This window comes from Methylobacterium sp. Leaf456, from assembly GCF_001425465.1.
In the GTDB taxonomy this organism is placed as follows: Bacteria; Pseudomonadota; Alphaproteobacteria; order Rhizobiales; family Beijerinckiaceae; genus Methylobacterium.
Genome location: NZ_LMQV01000025.1, coordinates 1 through 15,625, shown reverse-complemented (window position 1 = coordinate 15,625; position 15,625 = coordinate 1). Strand labels below are relative to the sequence as shown.

Genomic DNA, 15,625 nt, shown 5'->3' with positions numbered 1-15,625 from the left:
ATCGTTCTCCGACGATCTACTAAGCGTTTGATGTATTTGCGCTCCTGATGCTCTCCAGTAGTATGGAATGAGCATGAGGCCGCCGCGATCATAAACCGGTTACGCCACCGCTCGTCGGTGGCGTTGCCTGCCTCAGGGCAGGAAAGAGGAACGAGAAGTCGAGCGTATCCAGTTGCCGCTTCAGCAAGCCGACGTCATCTTGAAGCTGAAGGTAGTGCTCTTCGGAGATATCTCCCGCCTTGTGGCCGGTAATTGCGTTAAAGGTGGGCTTGGGCACGCCTGCGACATAGGCAGCATGCTCGAACGTCTTTCTCAGGCTATGAACGGTCAGCGTTCTGTCGCGCCCAACTGCTTCGTCAATCTCTCTATTGAGCCTCGTACTGAGGGAAGCCCCCCAGCGCTCCGCTGTTCGGCGGTATTGTAGCTTCGGGAACAAACGATCATTGGCAGATGCGACATAATCGAGAAGGCCAAGTTCGAGCAGATGCCGATGCAAAGGAACATACCGGCGGCTGTGCGGCGTCTTCACTCTGGCAGCATGTAGATCGATCACGTGAACCCGATCGCGAACAGTGAACCACGCCGCTCGTAGCTGAGCCATTTCTTCGAGCCGTGCGCCTGTCAGCAAGAGAAGGCGAGGGACCCAAAGCATTGAGCCCGACTTCATTTCCGTGCGGCAGAAGATTCGGCTTAGCTGGTCAGCGTCGAAACGGCGGTAGCTCCGTCGCGCTGCGACGACCGTGTAGCGATCTGGCCCGAGCCCCCGGAACGGGTTCTTACCGATTAGCTCTCGCTCGACAGCGCAGTTGAACAACGTCGAGAGGACGCCGATGGCCTTTTTTGTCGTGCCCACGGAAGGCAGGTTGAGAGAGCCTACGAACTGCTCGGCATCACGACGGCTGACATCGCGAATGTCCTTGTCGCCCACCAGTGCGACGAAGCGATCGATACCGGCTTCAAGATCAAGGCGCGACCGGCGACGCGGTGGCGCCCCTTTGCGCTCAGTGCGCCGAGGCAGATAGACGTTTTCGTAAACCCAGGACAGCGTCTGCTGAGGTCCAGAACGGCGCTTCTTGCCCGAGGCATGACCAGTGCCAGTGCCTGTTGAAGTGCCCTGACCGTTGCTCGGGTGCTGAATCTGCTCGACGCCACAGTTGTGTAGCGAGCCGTCGCGCGACCTACGTTGGGCAAGAAGCGCAGCAGCCGATTCAACGTCGCCAGCGCGTACAGCGCGGACGATCTCAAACGCGTTCGCCGCCGCTTTAAGTGCTCGGCCACGCGCGGCTGTTGGGTCGGTCGTTCGTAGCGTCATGAGTAGAGTGCGCGGCACCTCTGCATGACCCGCTAGGACAAGTGCGTCGAAGACGTCCGCCGGAAGCTGGAATCGGAAGAGGAAGGTCCCACCCTTCGTGCGCTGTCGAGTGAAGGGGAGGGAGGTGTATCGAGGCATCGTCGGCTCGTCGATCAGACAAAGCGTAAGGACCCCGGTTTATGATCGCGGCGGCCTCATGCTCATTCCATACTACTGGAGAGCATCAGGAGCGCAAATACATCAAACGCTTAGTAGATCGTCGGAGAACGATTGTCGATCTCCTTTCGGGCGCGCCATTCCTTGTTTTCCCTCGCTTTTCCGGCGGGATAGGACCCTTTCTGGGGTCGGGTTAGGACCCTTCTTTCGGACCCTCGCTTTNCCGGTTTATGATCGCGGCGGCCTCATGCTCATTCCATACTACTGGAGAGCATCAGGAGCGCAAATACATCAAACGCTTAGTAGATCGTCGGAGAACGATTGTCGATCTCCTTTCGGGCGCGCCATTCACACGACGTTTCACGATTTTCCAAGCAACCTGACGGGACACGCCGACAGCCTCGCGCTCGGTACCTCCTGTTTCGTGACCGGGCCCTTCGGCCGATCGGTCATGGGCCGTGCCTTCCTCATCATCATTGCGTCCGGGTTCGTGCGGTGGGCGGGAGCCCCCATGTTGATCCTTGTTGCGGCGCGGTAGTGCGGCACGGACCATGATGGCCGTCCCTGACCTCCGCGGATGCCGCCGTCCATGAATCCCGAGGTGCCGCCGCTGCGGTGCCGCTTCTTCCACGAGATGGTCGGCCTGCTCGCAGAGACGATGTCGCCGGCCCGGCGCGAGCAGGAGGTGTTTCGGCACCTGATCGAACTCGAGATGCAGGCCGAGGCCGGCGATGCCTCCGAGACCTCGTGCCGGGTCATCGCCTCGGTGCGGCGCATGGCCGGCAACGCCATCATCCGGGCGGACCTGCCGCTGATCCGCGGATAGTCGGCGCGGCCATTCGAGCGATATGCCCGCGAAGCGCGGCAATCTCCAGCGACCCGGTCGCGATCTCGCGACGCTTCAGGAAACATTCAGAAACGGTATTTCAGGATATCGTCATCACAATCCGCGACAGCATCTTCGACTTGATTTCACCACCGGGCGAAATCTGGCGGATTTGCATGACGACACCCTGAAAATCATCGATACCGGTACGTCGGCACCAGTGACATCGACACTCGACCCACCATTTCCCCGTCATGCCGACACCGCCCTGGGGACATAGTCCGGGGCCCCGCGTCGGCCCCCTTTCGAACCTTTTACGAGGAGACCCGCTTTGGCCGTTCCGGCACCCGGCACCGCGACCCGCCCGATCCATCCCTGGCCAGGGCTCGGCGCGCCGCATCCGGCGATGTCCCGCGCCGCCGGAACGGTCCTGTGCGAAGATGCGGACGCCTATGCCGAGACGGCCCTGCGCGAGGCGACTGAGGCCGGATTCACCCCGCGCGAGGTCGCCGAGCTGCTGGCGGGCCGGCCCGTCACCGCCCTGGTGCCGCCCCATCCCGACGAGCCCCTCGGGGCGTATGCGGACCGGGCGACCAGCGAATTGTTCATCCGCACCATCGCCGCCGGCCCCGACGCGGACGCCGGCTGGATCTGAGCCCGAACCTTTCTTCCATGAACCAAGGAGTTGTCTCGATGACCGCCCGACGCCGGCTGACCGGATTCGGTGCCCCGCTTCTCGCCCTGACGCTCGTGTCCCTGCCCGCCGCGGCGGGGCCGTTCGACGGCGCATGGTCGGTCCAGGCCGTGGCCGAGACCGGCGCCTGCTCCGGCCCCTACAATTACCCGATCGCGATCCGCAACGGCGTGCTGGAGGATACCGGGGCTAAAGGCGTCGATGCCTCGGGCCGGGCCAGCGCCGACGGGCGCATCCGCGGCACGATCCGCACCGGCCTCGCGCGGATCGCGGTGTCCGGGCGGCTCCGCGGCATGAGCGGCGCGGGTGAGTGGACGCTCGGGGGCCTGGGCGCCTGTTCCGGCCGCTGGACCGCGCAGCGCATGAGTTAATGTGCGTGCATCGATCTCGACCGCGGGTCGAGGTCGATGCGTCCGGCGGACGACCGCCGCCACACCGTCCTCCGGTATGCGGCAGAGCGGCCTGCCCGAAAATCAGCCCAAATCCTGCAGATGCCGCGCCGCGATGATCGAGGCGGCGGTGCGGTTCTCGACGCCGAGCTTGGCGTAGATGCCTTCGAGATGCTTGGTGATCGTACGCGGGCTTAAGGTGAGGATCTCGCCGATGTCGCGGTTCGATTTGCCCCGCGCGAGCCAGAACAGCACGTCGGCCTCGCGCGCGGTGATCGGCAGGCGCGTGCGCAGCAGCTCGATCCCGGCGGCGGTGGCGTCGCGGGAGAGGCGCAGCAGCACCTCGTTGCCGGTGCGCCCGACGAAACTCACGGTGTGCGCTGCCCCCGACAGGTCGGTGAGGGTGAAGGGCGCGCTCTGCGTGCCGGTGAGGCAGCCGCGCAGCCACGCCCGGCCGGCGGCGGGGAGGCCGTAGGCATCGTCGGCGCGTGGGGCGCAGGCCGCCAGCACCTGCGAGGCCTGCGGCGTCGCCCACAGCACCGCGCCCAAGGAATCGACGGCGAACAGGGTGCGCCCGGTGGTGTCGAGGGCCGCGCGCAGGCTCTGCGCCGCCCGTGCGCCGGCCACGTGGACGCGGATGCGCGCCAGAATCTCGTCGGGGGCGATCGGCTTCGTGACGTAATCGACGCCCCCGGCCTCCAGCCCCTCCACGATGTGCTCGGTCTCCGACAGCCCGGTCATGAAGATGACCGGCACGCTTGCCACCGCGGGCTTGGCCTTGAGGCGGCGGCAGGTCTCGAACCCGTCCATGCCCGGCATCACCGCGTCGAGCAGGATGATGTCGGGGGTGATCTCATCGACGAGGGCGAGCGCCGCCTCGCCCGCCACCGCGACGAGGACGGTGGCGCCGGAGCGTTCGATCGCCTCGGTGATAAAGCTCAACGTGTCGGGAGAATCGTCCACCACGAGGACGATGTCGCGCTGGCCGGGCGCCTCAGGCATCGCTGGCCTCCCGGATCGATTGTTCGGCGACCGCATCCTTGAGCAGTCGCATGTAGGTCGGCAGGTCGAAGGCGGCGACGAGCCCTTGCAGGCGCTCGGCGAAGGCGGCGGAAGCGGGTTCCGCCCGGGCGATCTCGGCGAGCCGGGCCTCGATGGCGCGCACGTGGCCGATGCGGCCGAGGCGGAGGAGTTCTTCGAGGACGGGGAGGGCGGGGCGCTCCGTCGCCTTGGGCGGTCCGCCTCGGTCGGATGCCTCCACCGCGACCGGAGAAGGCGCCTCTCCTCCCCCTTGTGGGGAGGAGGTAGGAGGTGGGGGGGGTGCCGGATGTGGCTCAGCGCTCGATCCTGCACCACCCCCACCCCGAACCCCTCCCCACCCAGATCGGGCCTGCCCGATCTGGGCAGGCAAGGTGCGGATCTCGGGCAAGCCCGAGATCCGTGGGGAGGGGACAGGTGCCACGCTCGGCCCAGCCCCCGCAGCGGAAGCCACAGGCGGCGTCCCCTCGACCCAATCCAGCCCGAGCAGGCGCGTGACCTGATCCAGAAAATCGCGCAGGTCGAACGGCTTGGCGATGATTGCGTCGTGGCGGGCGTCGATGCCGCGGGTCGGGCTGATCTCGTGGACGTTGGCCGACATCATCGCGATGCGCACATTCGGCGCCCGCGCGCGCAGGCGCTCGGCGACGGCCCAGCCGCTCAGGCCCGGCATGGCGATGTCGAGGAGGACGAGGTCGGGCGCAGGCTCGCCCGCATCGAACAGGGCGAGGCAGGATGGACCGTCGGGCGCCTCGGCGACTGCGATGCCGAGCGGCTCAAAGATGTCGCGCATCAGCGTGCGGTGGGCCGGATCGTCGTCGACCACGAGGACGCGGCGCTTGCGGCCGGCATAGCGGCGCGGCGCGGCCGAGGGCGCCGGCACCGTGGGGGCCGCGGGGGCGGGGGCAGGGCGGTTGACCGAAGACAGCATCAGCCGCACCCGGAAGCGGGTGCCGCGCCCGACCTCGCTTTCCACGGTGATCTCGCCGCCCATCACCTGGGCCAGCAGCCCGGCGATGGTGAGCCCGAGGCCGGTGCCCGGCTGGCTGCGCGCGGCGGGGATCGAGCCGCGCTCGAACGGCTCGAAGATGCGTTGCAGGTCGTCCGGGCGGATGCCGAGCCCCGTGTCGCGGATGGTGAAGACCGTCACTTGGCTGCGGTAGGTGACATCCAGGCCGACCTCGCCGGACGGCGTGAACTTGATGGCGTTCGACAGGAGGTTGAGCAGGATCTGGCGCAGGCGCTTCTCGTCGGTGGCGACCACCGCGGGCAGGGTCTCGGGCCGGGTGAAGCGGAATTGCAGCCCCGCGGCCGCGGCCTGGAGGCGGACCATGTCGACGATCTGGTCCAGGAAATCCGACAGCCGAATCTCGTTGCGGTGCACTTGGAGCCGCCCGGCCTCCATCCGCGAGATGTCGAGCAGGCCGTCGATCAGGCCCGACAGGTGCTGGGCGCTGCGACGGATCACCTGCAACCCGCGCCGCCGCTGCGCCGGGATTTCGGGATCGACCTCCAAGAGCTGGGCGTAGCCGAGCACGGCGTTCAGGGGCGTGCGCAGCTCGTGGCTGATGCCGACGACGTAGCGGCTTTTCGCGAGGTTGGCCGCTTCCGCGGTCTCCTTCGCCTCCTGCAGCTTGGCGTCGGTGATCTTGTGGGCGGCGATCTCGGCTTGGTAGAGCGCGGTCTGGCGCTCGGTCTCGGCCTGGGCGACGCGGCGGCTTTCTTGGGCAAGCACGAACAGCCACGCGACGATGCCGAGGATCAGCACGAGGATGAAGAACACGCTGGTGAGCGCCGCCCGCAGGATCTCGCGGTGCTCCGGGTGGCCACTGCTCGCGCCCGCGTGGACGATGCCGAGGATCAGCCCGATGACGCCGACGAGACAGAGCATCAGGGCGAGGTAGCGCCCGAGCGGCGCGCCGATCCAGGCGGCGATCGGGCCCGGCACGAACCGCCCGAGGCTCGCCTGGGCCTGGGCGTCGAGGCGCCCGTGCGGCTTGCACAGGTCGCCGCAGCGGGCGTCGAGCGAGCAGCACAGCGAGCAGATCGAGCCGCCATAGGCGGGGCACTGCGCCATGTCCTCGCCCTCGAACGGCAACTCGCAGACGCGGCAGACGATCTCGCCCGCTTGCGGCTCGGGCTTTCGCGCGATGTAGAAGCGCCCGCCCGTGCCCCAGGCGATCAGCGGGGCGGTCGCGAACGCGGCGGCGAGCGCCAGCAGCGGCGCGAAGGCGGCGGGCAGGGGCCCGAACACGCCGGCATAGGCGAGCCAGCCGAGCGCCAGGCCGAGCGCCATCGCCCCGGTGCCGACCGGGTTGATCGCGTAGAGATGGGCGCGCTTGAACTCGATACCCGGCGGCGACAGCCCGAGCGGCTTGTTGACGGCAAGGTCCGAGGCCAGCGCCCCGACCCAGGCCGAGACGACGACGGCGTAGAGCGGCAGGGTGCTCTCGATCGTCTTGTCGATGCCGAGTTCCATCAGCATCAGGGCGATGGCGACGTTGAAGACGAGCCAGACCACGCGGCCCGGATGGCTGTGGGTGAGGCGCGAGAAGAAGTTCGACCACGCGATCGAGCCGGCATAGGCGTTGGTCAGGTTGATCTTGATCTGCGACAGCGCGACGAAGCCGGCCATCATGAGCAGCGCGCCCTCGCGGGACGGCGTGACGTAGCCGAAGGCGACCGCGTACATCCGGGTCGGCTCGGCGGCCTGCGGCGCTGGGATGCCGTGGCCCAGCGCCAGCACCGCGAGGAACGCCCCGAGCAGGATTTTCAGGAGGCCCGGCACGATCCAGCCCGCGCCGCCCGCGAGCACGGCCGACCACCACGCGACGTCTCGCGGCCCTCTGGCCGGGGGGACAAATCTCAAAAAATCGACCTGCTCGCCGACCTGGGCGAGGAGCGCGAGCAGCACGCTTGTGGCGAGCCCGAACCGGAGGGGATCGAACCCGGCCGAAGCTCCGTCGCCGAGGCCGGGGAAGCTAGCCAGCGTGCCGAGCGAGGCCGGGGCGTCGGGGCTTGCCGCGATGAAGCCGAGCGGCAGGAGGTTCAGCGCGATCCAGACCGGCTGCGACCAGATCTGGAAGCGGCTGATGAGGCGGATGCCGTAGACCACCAGCGGGATGACGATCCCGGCGCAGAGGATGTAGCCGAGCCAGAGCGGCAGGCCGAAGCAGAGCTGCAACGCCAGCGCCATGATGGCGGCTTCGATGGCCAGGAACAGGAAGGTGAAGCTCGCGTAGATCAGCGAGGTCACGGTCGAGCCGAGATAGCCGAAGCCCGCGCCGCGGGTCAGCAGGTCCATGTCGACGCCGAAGCGGGCGGCGTAGACGGCGATCGGCGCGGCGGTGGCGAAGATCAGCGCGCCGACCAGCAGCACGGCGGCGAGCGTGTTGGTGAAGCCGACCGCCAGCACCAGCGTGCCGCCGATCGCCTCCAGCGCCAGGAACGAGATCGAGCCCAAAGCCGTCTGCGCCACCGCGAGCGCGCTCCAGCGCCGCGCCTTCTTGGCGGTGAAGCGAAGGGCGTAATCCTCCAGCGTCTCGTCGGCGACGAGGCGGTTGTAGGCACGCCGGATCGGAATGATGTGCTGGCGGCCGTTCATCGTGACTGGTGTCGCCGAACCCGTACGCGAACCGCCCGACGCGCCCCCGACCGGGCACCCGCCTTGGCGAAGGGGGCAGGATGCGCGCCCCGCCCTCACGCACGCAAGAGCCGTGCGCGCCGGTCGGGCGTGCAGGAGAATCCTCGATCGAAGGGCGGCCATCCTGCGCTCGGGCGACCGCCCGAGCCATACGCAGAACAGCGTATATGCTGCGATGCAAAGCACGGCCTAGCCTGCACCTCGTCGATCCGCGGCCGCCCCAAGAGCCGCCGGACGCGTACAGGGCTGGCAGAATGGCGAAGGACACTTCCGACACCGAGAACGGCCTGCGCTCGCCGCTGCGGCGCAAGCTCCTGATGGGCATGGCCGGCCTGCCCGCGCTGGCGCTGATGCCGCGGCCGTCCTTCGCCGCCGCGCCGACCTCGGCGGTCAACACCACCGGGCTCGCGGTCACCGACACCGAGGTGACGGTCGGCATCCTGCATTCGGCCACCGGCACGATGGCGATCTCCGAGACCGGCACGATCCAGGCGGAAAAGCTCGCCATCGCCCAGATCAACGAGATGGGCGGCGTGCTCGGGCGCAAGATCAAGGTGATCCAGGAGGACGGCGCCTCCGATTGGCCGACCTTCGCCGAGAAGGCCAAGAAGCTCTTGGTCAACGACCATTGCGCCGCGGTGATGGGCTGCTGGACCTCCGCCTCGCGCAAGGCCGCCCTGCCGGTGTTCGAGCAGTATAACGGCCTGCTCTACTACCCGACCTTCTACGAAGGCCTGGAGCAGTCCAAGAACGTCATCTACACCGGCCAGGAGGCGACGCAGCAGATCCTCGCCTCGCTCGATTGGGTGGCGAAGGAGAAGAGCGCCAAGACCTTCTTCATGATCGGCTCGGACTACATCTGGCCGCGCACCTCGAACAAGATCGCCCGCAAGCACATCGAGAACGTGCTCAAGGGGACCGTGGTCGGCGAGGAATACTATCCCCTCGGCCACACGCAGTTCAACTCGGTGATCAACAAGATCAAGCTCAAGAAGCCCGACGTGATCTTTGCCGACGTGGTCGGCGGCTCGAACGTGGCGTTCTACAAGCAGCTCAAGGCGGCGGGCATCGACCTCTCCAAGCAGACCCTGCTGACGATCTCGGTCACCGAGGACGAGATCGACGGCATCGGCGGCGACAACATCGCCGGCGCCTATTCGTGCATGAAGTACTTCCAGTCGCTCAAGAACCCGAACAACGAGAAGTTCGTCGCCGCCTTCAAGAAGATGTGGGGCGAGAAGACCGTGCTCGGCGACGTCACCCAGGCGGGCTACCTCGGCCCGTTCCTGTGGAAGATGGCGGTCGAGAAGGCCGGCTCGTTCGATGTCGACAAGGTGGTCGCGGCCTCGCCGGGCATCGAGTTCAAGGAGGCGCCGGAGGGCTACGTGAAGGTCCACGAGAACCATCACCTCTGGTCCAAGACCCGCGTCGCCAAGGCCCTGCCCACCGGCCAGTTCGAGGTGGTCTACGAGAGCCCCGAGCTGATCGAGCCGAACCCCTTCCCGAAGGGGTATCAATAACAGGCCCGCGACTTGCTCATCCGATCCCACCCACCGCCCTCATCCTGAGGTGGCCGCGCCAGCGGCCCTCGAAGGAGGGCTCCAGGGATCGCAACGACGTCCGGAGGCCTCCTTCGAGGCCTCCGCTTCGCTCCGGCACCTCAGGATGAGGGCTGTGGGCGGGATGACCGGCCAACGGCTCGCACGGGCCGGATCGGAGACACCTCCCATGTTCGGCGAATACTCGCTCGCAGACCTCAGCTCGATCTTCGTGATGCAGGGCTTCGCGGGGCTGATCCTGTTTTCGGTCTACGTGCTGATGGCTTTGGGCCTGGCGATCATCTTCGGTCAGATGGGCGTCATCAACATGGCGCACGGCGAGTTCATGATTCTCGGCGCCTACGTCACCTATCTGTGCTCCGGCTTCTTCCAAGAGCACCTGCCGGCGCTGTTCTCCGCCTACTTCTTCGTCGCGATGGCCCTGGCCTTCCTGGCCGCGGGCGCGCTCGGGATGCTGGTCGAGTGGGCGCTGATCCGCCATCTCTACAAGCGGCCTCTCGACACCCTGCTGGCGACCTGGGGCCTCTCGCTGATCCTGCAACAGGCCTATCGCTCGATCTTCGGCCCCCGCGAGGTCGGCGTCGAACTGCCGACTTGGATGATGGGCTCGATCCCCGTCACCGACTCGATCGAGGTGCAGATCAACGGCCTGTTCGTGATCGCGGTCACCACCGTCATCACGCTGGGCGTCGCCGTCCTGATCTACCGCTCGCGCTTCGGCGCGCAGATCCGCGCCGTGATGAGCAACCGGCCGATGGCGGGCGCGGTCGGCATCGATACCGAGAAGGTCGATCGCACCACCTTCGGGCTCGGCTGCGGCATCGCCGGCATCGCCGGCTCGGCCTTCACCATGATCGGCTCCACCGGGCCGACCTCGGGCCAGCTCTACATCGTCGACACCTTCCTGATCGTGGTCTTCGGCGGCGCGGCCAGCCTTCTCGGCACCATCGCCTCGGCCTTCTCGATCTCGCAGACCCAATCGACCCTCGAATTCTTCCTCTCCGGCTCGATGGCCAAGGTGCTCACCCTGCTCGCGGTGGTGGGAATCCTGATGCTCCGGCCGCAGGGCCTGTTTACCCTCAAGGTCCGTCGCTGAGGAGCGCCCCCGATGACGAGCCCGATCCAAAACCTGTCGAAGGCCGTGACGGTCAACGACAACCCCTTCATGAAGCCGATGGAATGGGTCAGCCTCGCGCTGCTGGCCTGCTTCATCCTCGTGGTCCTGCCGCTCGCGCTCGACGGCTTCCGCCTCAACCTCGTCGGCAAGTACCTCACCTACGCCTTCGTCGCGCTCGGCCTCGTCATCTGCTGGGGCTATGCCGGCATCCTGTCGCTCGGTCAGGGCGTCTTCTTCGGGCTGGGCGGCTACTGCATGGCGATGTACTTGAAGCTGGAGGCGTCCAGCGTCGAGAACACGAAGATCCAGTCGACGCCGGGCATCCCGGACTTCATGGACTGGAACCAGATCACCGCGATCCCGTGGTTCTGGCAGCCGTTCCATAGCCTGCCGCTGACGCTCCTCCTCGTGGTCGCGGTGCCGGTGGCCTTCGCCTTCATCATCTCGGTGGCGATGTTCAAGCGCCGCGTCGGCGGCACCTACTTCGCCATCATCACCCAGGCCATCGCCGCGATCCTGACGATCCTGATCGTCGGCCAGCAGGGCTATACCGGCGGCATCAACGGCATCACGGATCTGCGCACGCTCCACGGCTGGGACATCCGCACCGACTCGGCCAAGTTCATCCTCTACTTCGTCAACGGCGGGCTGCTGATCGGCTGCATCCTGATGGCGCAGTACGTCAAGAAGTCGAAGCTCGGGCGCATCCTCGTCGCCATGCGCGAGAAGGAGGACCGGGTCCGGTTCTCCGGCTACTCGGTGGCGGGCTTCAAGGTGTTCGCCTTCTGCCTTGCGGCGGCCTTCGCCGCAGTGGGTGGGGCGATGTTCACCCTGCAGGTCGGGTTCATGTCGCCCTCGTTCGTCGGCATCGTGCCCTCGATCGAGATGGTGATCTACGCGGCCGTCGGCGGGCGCCTGTCGCTGTTCGGCGCGGTCTGGGGAACGCTGCTCGTCAACTTCGCCAAGACCTCGTTCTCGGAAAGCTTCCCTGACCTGTGGCTGTTCGGTCTCGGCGCCCTGTTCATCGCCGTGGTGCTGGCCTTCCCCAACGGCCTCGCCGGCCTCTGGCGCGAGCATGTCGAGCCGCGCCTGTTCCGCAAGGCCAAGGGCCTCGCGCCGACCCCCACCCCCGTGCTGCCGGCCCACGGCGCCCCCGCCGAGTGAGGACGAGACCCATGAACGCGGCCATTCTCCCCTCCCTGCCGATCGGCACGCCGGCGGACGAAAAGAACTTCCTGCTCGCGGTCGAAGGGCTCACCGTCTCCTTCGACGGGTTCAAGGCGGTCAACGACGTGTCGTTCTACGTCGATCCGGACGAGATCCGGGTCATCATCGGCCCCAACGGCGCCGGCAAGACCACGGTGCTCGACCTGATCTGCGGGCGGACGAAAGCGAGTTCCGGCTCGATCAAGTACAAGGGTCAGGAGCTGACCAAGCTGTCCGAGAGCGCCATCGTCCAAGCGGGTGTCGGCCGCAAGTTCCAGACGCCCTCGATCTACGACGACCTGACGGTGTTCGAGAATCTGGAGATCTCGTTCCCCCGCGGGCGCTCGGTGTTCGGCGCGCTCACCTTCAAGCGAGACGCCGAGGTGCGCGACCGCATCCACGAGATCGCAGGGACCATCTTCCTCAAGGATCAGCTCGACGAGCGGGCCGAGTTCCTGAGCCACGGCCAGAAGCAGTGGCTGGAGATCGGCATGCTGCTGATCCAGGACCCGGAACTCCTCATGCTCGACGAGCCGGTGGCCGGCATGAGCGTCGGCGAGCGGATCAAGACGGCCGAACTCCTCAACCAGATCATCAAGGGCCGCTCGGTGCTGGTGATCGAGCACGACATGAAATTCGTCGAGGACATCGCCCACCGGGTCACGGTGCTGCACCAGGGCAAGGTCCTGTCGGAAGGCTCGATGGAGCGGGTCAAGACCGACCCGAAGGTCGTCGAAGTCTATCTCGGTCACTGAAGGACAGGCGAAGATGCTTCAGACCGCCGCCCCCCACGCCTCTCCCGTGCCGCCGGTCCTGGCCGGCGCCGCCCCGATGCTGGCGATCTCCGACCTCCACGCGGCCTACGGCCAGAGCGAGGTGCTGCACGGCCTCGACATCAATGTCGCCCCCGGTGAGATCGTCGCCGTGATGGGCCGCAACGGCATGGGCAAGTCGACGCTCATGAAGACCCTGATGGGCATCGTGCCGACGAAGTCGGGCCGGATCACCGTCGAGGGCACCGACGTGACGGCGATGAAGAGCCACCAGCGCGTGGCCGCCGGCCTCGCCTACGTGCCGCAGGGCCGGATGATCTTTTCCACCATGACGGTGCAGGAGAACATCGAGACGGGTCTGACCGTCACCAAGTCGCGAAAGGTGCCGCAGGACCTCTACACGATGTTCCCGGTGCTGCTCGAAATGAAGGGCCGGCGCGGCGGCAACCTCTCGGGCGGCCAGCAGCAGCAGCTCGCCATCGCCCGGGCCCTCGCCTCGAACCCGAAGGTTCTGCTCCTCGACGAGCCGACCGAGGGCATCCAGCCCTCGATCATCCGCGAGATGGGCCGCACGCTGAAGAAGATCCGCGACGAGCGCGGGCTCTCCATCGTCGTCTCGGAGCAGGTTCTGAGCTTCGCCATGGACGTGGCCGACCGGGTGCTCGTCATCGAGAACGGCTCGATCGTCCACGAGAGCTTACGGGCCGACATCGACGAGGCGCAGGTTGCCCGCTTCCTGTCGGTCTGACGGGGCTTCCCCTCCCCCTCGCAGGGAGACTGCGTCGAAAGACGCCGAGTTCACGACTTCACCAAAAGCGGCCGGACCCACCCCGGACACGCAACGGGAACGGCTGCGCAAAATCCAAGAGCGAAAATCCAAGAGGAGCGCGCGAAGGACATGCCCGAGACGCTGATCAAGGTCGATCTCACGCAATCGGCCTACGACAACGACATGGTGCACAATCGCTGGCACCCCGACATCCCGATGGTCGCGACCGTGAAGCCCGGCGACGACTTCATCGTCGAGACCTACGACTGGACCGGCGGCTTCATCAAGAACAACGATTCCGCCGACGATGTGCGCGACATCGACCTGTCGATCGTCCACTTCCTCTCGGGGCCCATCGGCGTCGAGGGTGCCGAGCCCGGCGACCTGCTGGTGGTCGATCTCCTCGACATCGGCGCCAAGCCGGAATCGCAGTGGGGCTTCAACGGCTTCTTCTCGAAGAACAACGGCGGCGGCTTCCTCGACGAGCACTTCCCCCAGGCCCAGAAGTCGATCTGGGACTTCGAGGGCATGTTCACCAAGTCGCGCCACGTGCCCGGCGTGCGCTTCCCCGGCCTGATCCACCCCGGCCTGATCGGCTGCCTGCCCGATCCGAAGATGCTGGAGACGTGGAACACCCGCGAGAAGGCACTGTTCGACACCAATCCGGAGCGGGTGCCGGCGCTCGCCACGCTCCCCTTCGGCCCGACCGCCCATATGGGCCGGCTCAAGGGCGAGGCGAAGGACGCCGCGGCGGCGACCGGCGCCCGCACGGTGCCGGGGCGCGAGCACGGCGGCAATTGCGACATCAAGGACCTGTCGCGCGGCTCGAAGATCTACTTCCCGGTCTACGTGCCGGGTGCGGGTCTCTCCATGGGCGACCTGCATTTCAGCCAGGGCGACGGCGAGATCACCTTCTGCGGCGCCATCGAGATGGCCGGCTGGGTCCATCTCAAGGTGAGCCTGATCAAGGACGGCATGGCGAAATACGGGATCCGAAACCCGATCTTCAAGCCGTCGCCGGTCACCCCGAAATACGACGACCACCTGATCTTCGAGGGCGTCTCGGTCGACGAGTACGGCAAGCAGCATTACCTCGACGTTACGGTCGCCTATCGTCAAGCCTGCCTCAACGCGATCGAATACCTGAAGAAATTCGGCTATTCGGGGGCGCAGGCCTACTCGATCCTCGGCACCGCCCCGGTCCAGGGCCATATCTCCGGCGTCGTCGATATCCCGAACGCCTGCGCGACCCTCTGGATACCGACCGGCATCTTCGACTTCGACATCAACCCGTCCGCGGCCGGGCCGACGAAGTTTTTGGATGGGTCGATTCAAATGCCGCTCTCGCCGGATCTTTGATCATGCCGGTCTACGATTACGCTTGCGAGAGCTGCGGCCCCTTCACGGTGCTTCGCCCGATGGCGCAGTTCAAGGACCCGCACGACTGCCCGGATTGCGGCGGGGCATGCCAGCGCGCCTTCCTCACCGCCCCGCGCATCGCCGGCATGGATGCGGGGCTCAAGGCCGCGCATGCCACCAACGAGCGCAGCCGCCACGAACCGCGGCGCTCCGGCAGTCACGGCGCGGGCTGCGGCTGCTGCTCGCCCAGAAAGGCGGCCTCCGCCCCCGCGGCTGCCAAGAGCTTTCCGAACGCCCGGCCCTGGATGATCAGCCACTAGAGCGCATTCCGACGAAGTGGACACCGTTTCGTCGAAAGAATGCGCTGCAAAACAAAGGGTTAGGACGTGACGAACCCCGAGGCGGCCGGCGCCATCCGGCCGCCTCGCGCGGCGAGGCCCAAACGGCCCGCCGCATGCATTCGGGAGGGAGCCTTCGAACGAAACCGCTCCGCGAGGGAGCCGCCGACCGTCACGACAAGCGGGGGATCACCCCGTGGTGACCGGCCGGCGCAGAGCACGGGTTGGGGACCGACAATGCGCAACGCGACGAGACGAGCACGACAACATCACCGGGGCCTGTCCGCCTCCGCCCTCCTGGCCGCGGGCCTCGCGCTCGGCGGGACAACGGCACAGGCGCAGCAGCCTTCGCCGGTCGGCCAGTTCAACGATCAGACGCAGCCGCGCACCGATCCCGCCATCGCCGCCAAGCCCGGCGACCCCGTCCGCGTCGGCCCGCTCGCCCC

General features: G+C 66.9%; 14 protein-coding genes and 1 pseudogene. 12 read left to right on the top strand and 3 right to left on the bottom strand.

Annotated features, from left to right (window positions below; genetic code table 11):
• Window positions 1–88: 88 nt before the first annotated feature.
• A complete protein-coding gene (locus tag ASG52_RS26455) occupies window positions 89–1,312 on the bottom strand; it encodes a tyrosine-type recombinase/integrase (protein ID WP_162250006.1) in 1,224 nt (407 codons plus the stop codon).
• 745 nt (window positions 1,313–2,057) lie between these two features.
• On the opposite strand from ASG52_RS26455, the gene ASG52_RS15350 reads away from it, so the two are divergent.
• From ASG52_RS15350 to ASG52_RS15340, 4 genes are read left to right on the top strand one after another with little or no spacing between them, the layout of a single operon-like run.
• A complete protein-coding gene (locus tag ASG52_RS15350; protein WP_056244834.1) occupies window positions 2,058–2,294 on the top strand; it encodes a hypothetical protein in 237 nt (78 codons plus the stop codon).
• A 22-nt stretch (window positions 2,295–2,316) separates the two neighbouring features.
• On the top strand, window positions 2,317–2,574 hold the full coding sequence (locus ASG52_RS27270; RefSeq protein ID WP_156383984.1) for a hypothetical protein: 258 nt from the start codon (window positions 2,317–2,319) through the stop codon (window positions 2,572–2,574).
• A gap of 51 nt (window positions 2,575–2,625) precedes the next feature.
• Window positions 2,626–2,949 (top strand): hypothetical protein, encoded by a 324-nt coding sequence (locus ASG52_RS15345; RefSeq protein ID WP_056244831.1) that lies wholly within the window; start codon window positions 2,626–2,628, stop codon window positions 2,947–2,949.
• 38 nt (window positions 2,950–2,987) lie between these two features.
• Entirely contained in the window at window positions 2,988–3,359 is a 372-nt protein-coding gene (locus tag ASG52_RS15340; protein WP_056244828.1) for a hypothetical protein, read from the top strand.
• Window positions 3,360–3,461: 102 nt separating this feature from the next.
• Here ASG52_RS15340 and ASG52_RS15335 read toward each other — a convergent pair whose 3' ends face one another.
• A complete protein-coding gene (locus ASG52_RS15335; RefSeq protein WP_056244825.1) occupies window positions 3,462–4,379 on the bottom strand; it encodes a response regulator transcription factor in 918 nt (305 codons plus the stop codon).
• Complete coding sequence (locus ASG52_RS15330) at window positions 4,372–8,019, bottom strand: hybrid sensor histidine kinase/response regulator (RefSeq protein ID WP_056244823.1); 3,648 nt, start codon at window positions 8,017–8,019, stop codon at window positions 4,372–4,374. Before ASG52_RS15330 ends, ASG52_RS15335 begins: the two co-directional genes overlap by 8 nt.
• 293 nt (window positions 8,020–8,312) lie before the next feature.
• On the opposite strand from ASG52_RS15330, the gene urtA reads away from it, so the two are divergent.
• The 8 genes and pseudogenes from urtA to ASG52_RS15290 all read left to right on the top strand — a co-directional run.
• Window positions 8,313–9,578 carry an urea ABC transporter substrate-binding protein gene (urtA, locus tag ASG52_RS15325; protein ID WP_056244820.1) on the top strand — a complete coding sequence of 422 codons (1,266 nt, stop codon included), beginning with the start codon at window positions 8,313–8,315 and terminating at the stop codon, window positions 9,576–9,578.
• Between the two features lie 208 nt (window positions 9,579–9,786).
• Window positions 9,787–10,713 carry an urea ABC transporter permease subunit UrtB gene (gene urtB, locus ASG52_RS15320; RefSeq protein WP_056244816.1) on the top strand — a complete coding sequence of 309 codons (927 nt, stop codon included), beginning with the start codon at window positions 9,787–9,789 and terminating at the stop codon, window positions 10,711–10,713.
• A gap of 12 nt (window positions 10,714–10,725) precedes the next feature.
• Entirely contained in the window at window positions 10,726–11,898 is a 1,173-nt protein-coding gene (gene urtC, locus ASG52_RS15315) for an urea ABC transporter permease subunit UrtC (RefSeq protein ID WP_056244813.1), read from the top strand.
• Between the two features lie 11 nt (window positions 11,899–11,909).
• Window positions 11,910–12,695, top strand: coding sequence for an urea ABC transporter ATP-binding protein UrtD (gene urtD / locus ASG52_RS15310; protein ID WP_056244810.1), 786 nt, complete (start codon window positions 11,910–11,912; stop codon window positions 12,693–12,695).
• A 76-nt stretch (window positions 12,696–12,771) separates the two neighbouring features.
• Window positions 12,772–13,461: an urea ABC transporter ATP-binding subunit UrtE gene (urtE, locus tag ASG52_RS15305; RefSeq protein ID WP_056244837.1), complete on the top strand. Its 690-nt coding sequence runs from the start codon at window positions 12,772–12,774 to the stop codon at window positions 13,459–13,461.
• A 150-nt stretch (window positions 13,462–13,611) separates the two neighbouring features.
• Complete coding sequence (gene fmdA / locus ASG52_RS15300; RefSeq protein WP_056244808.1) at window positions 13,612–14,841, top strand: formamidase; 1,230 nt, start codon at window positions 13,612–13,614, stop codon at window positions 14,839–14,841.
• 2 nt (window positions 14,842–14,843) lie between these two features.
• The gene (locus ASG52_RS15295) at window positions 14,844–15,161 is read left to right on the top strand and encodes an FmdB family zinc ribbon protein (protein WP_056244806.1); all 318 of its coding nucleotides are present in this window, start codon (window positions 14,844–14,846) and stop codon (window positions 15,159–15,161) included.
• Between the two features lie 255 nt (window positions 15,162–15,416).
• Window positions 15,417–15,625, top strand: a pseudogene (locus ASG52_RS15290) (carbohydrate porin); the annotation flags it as partial.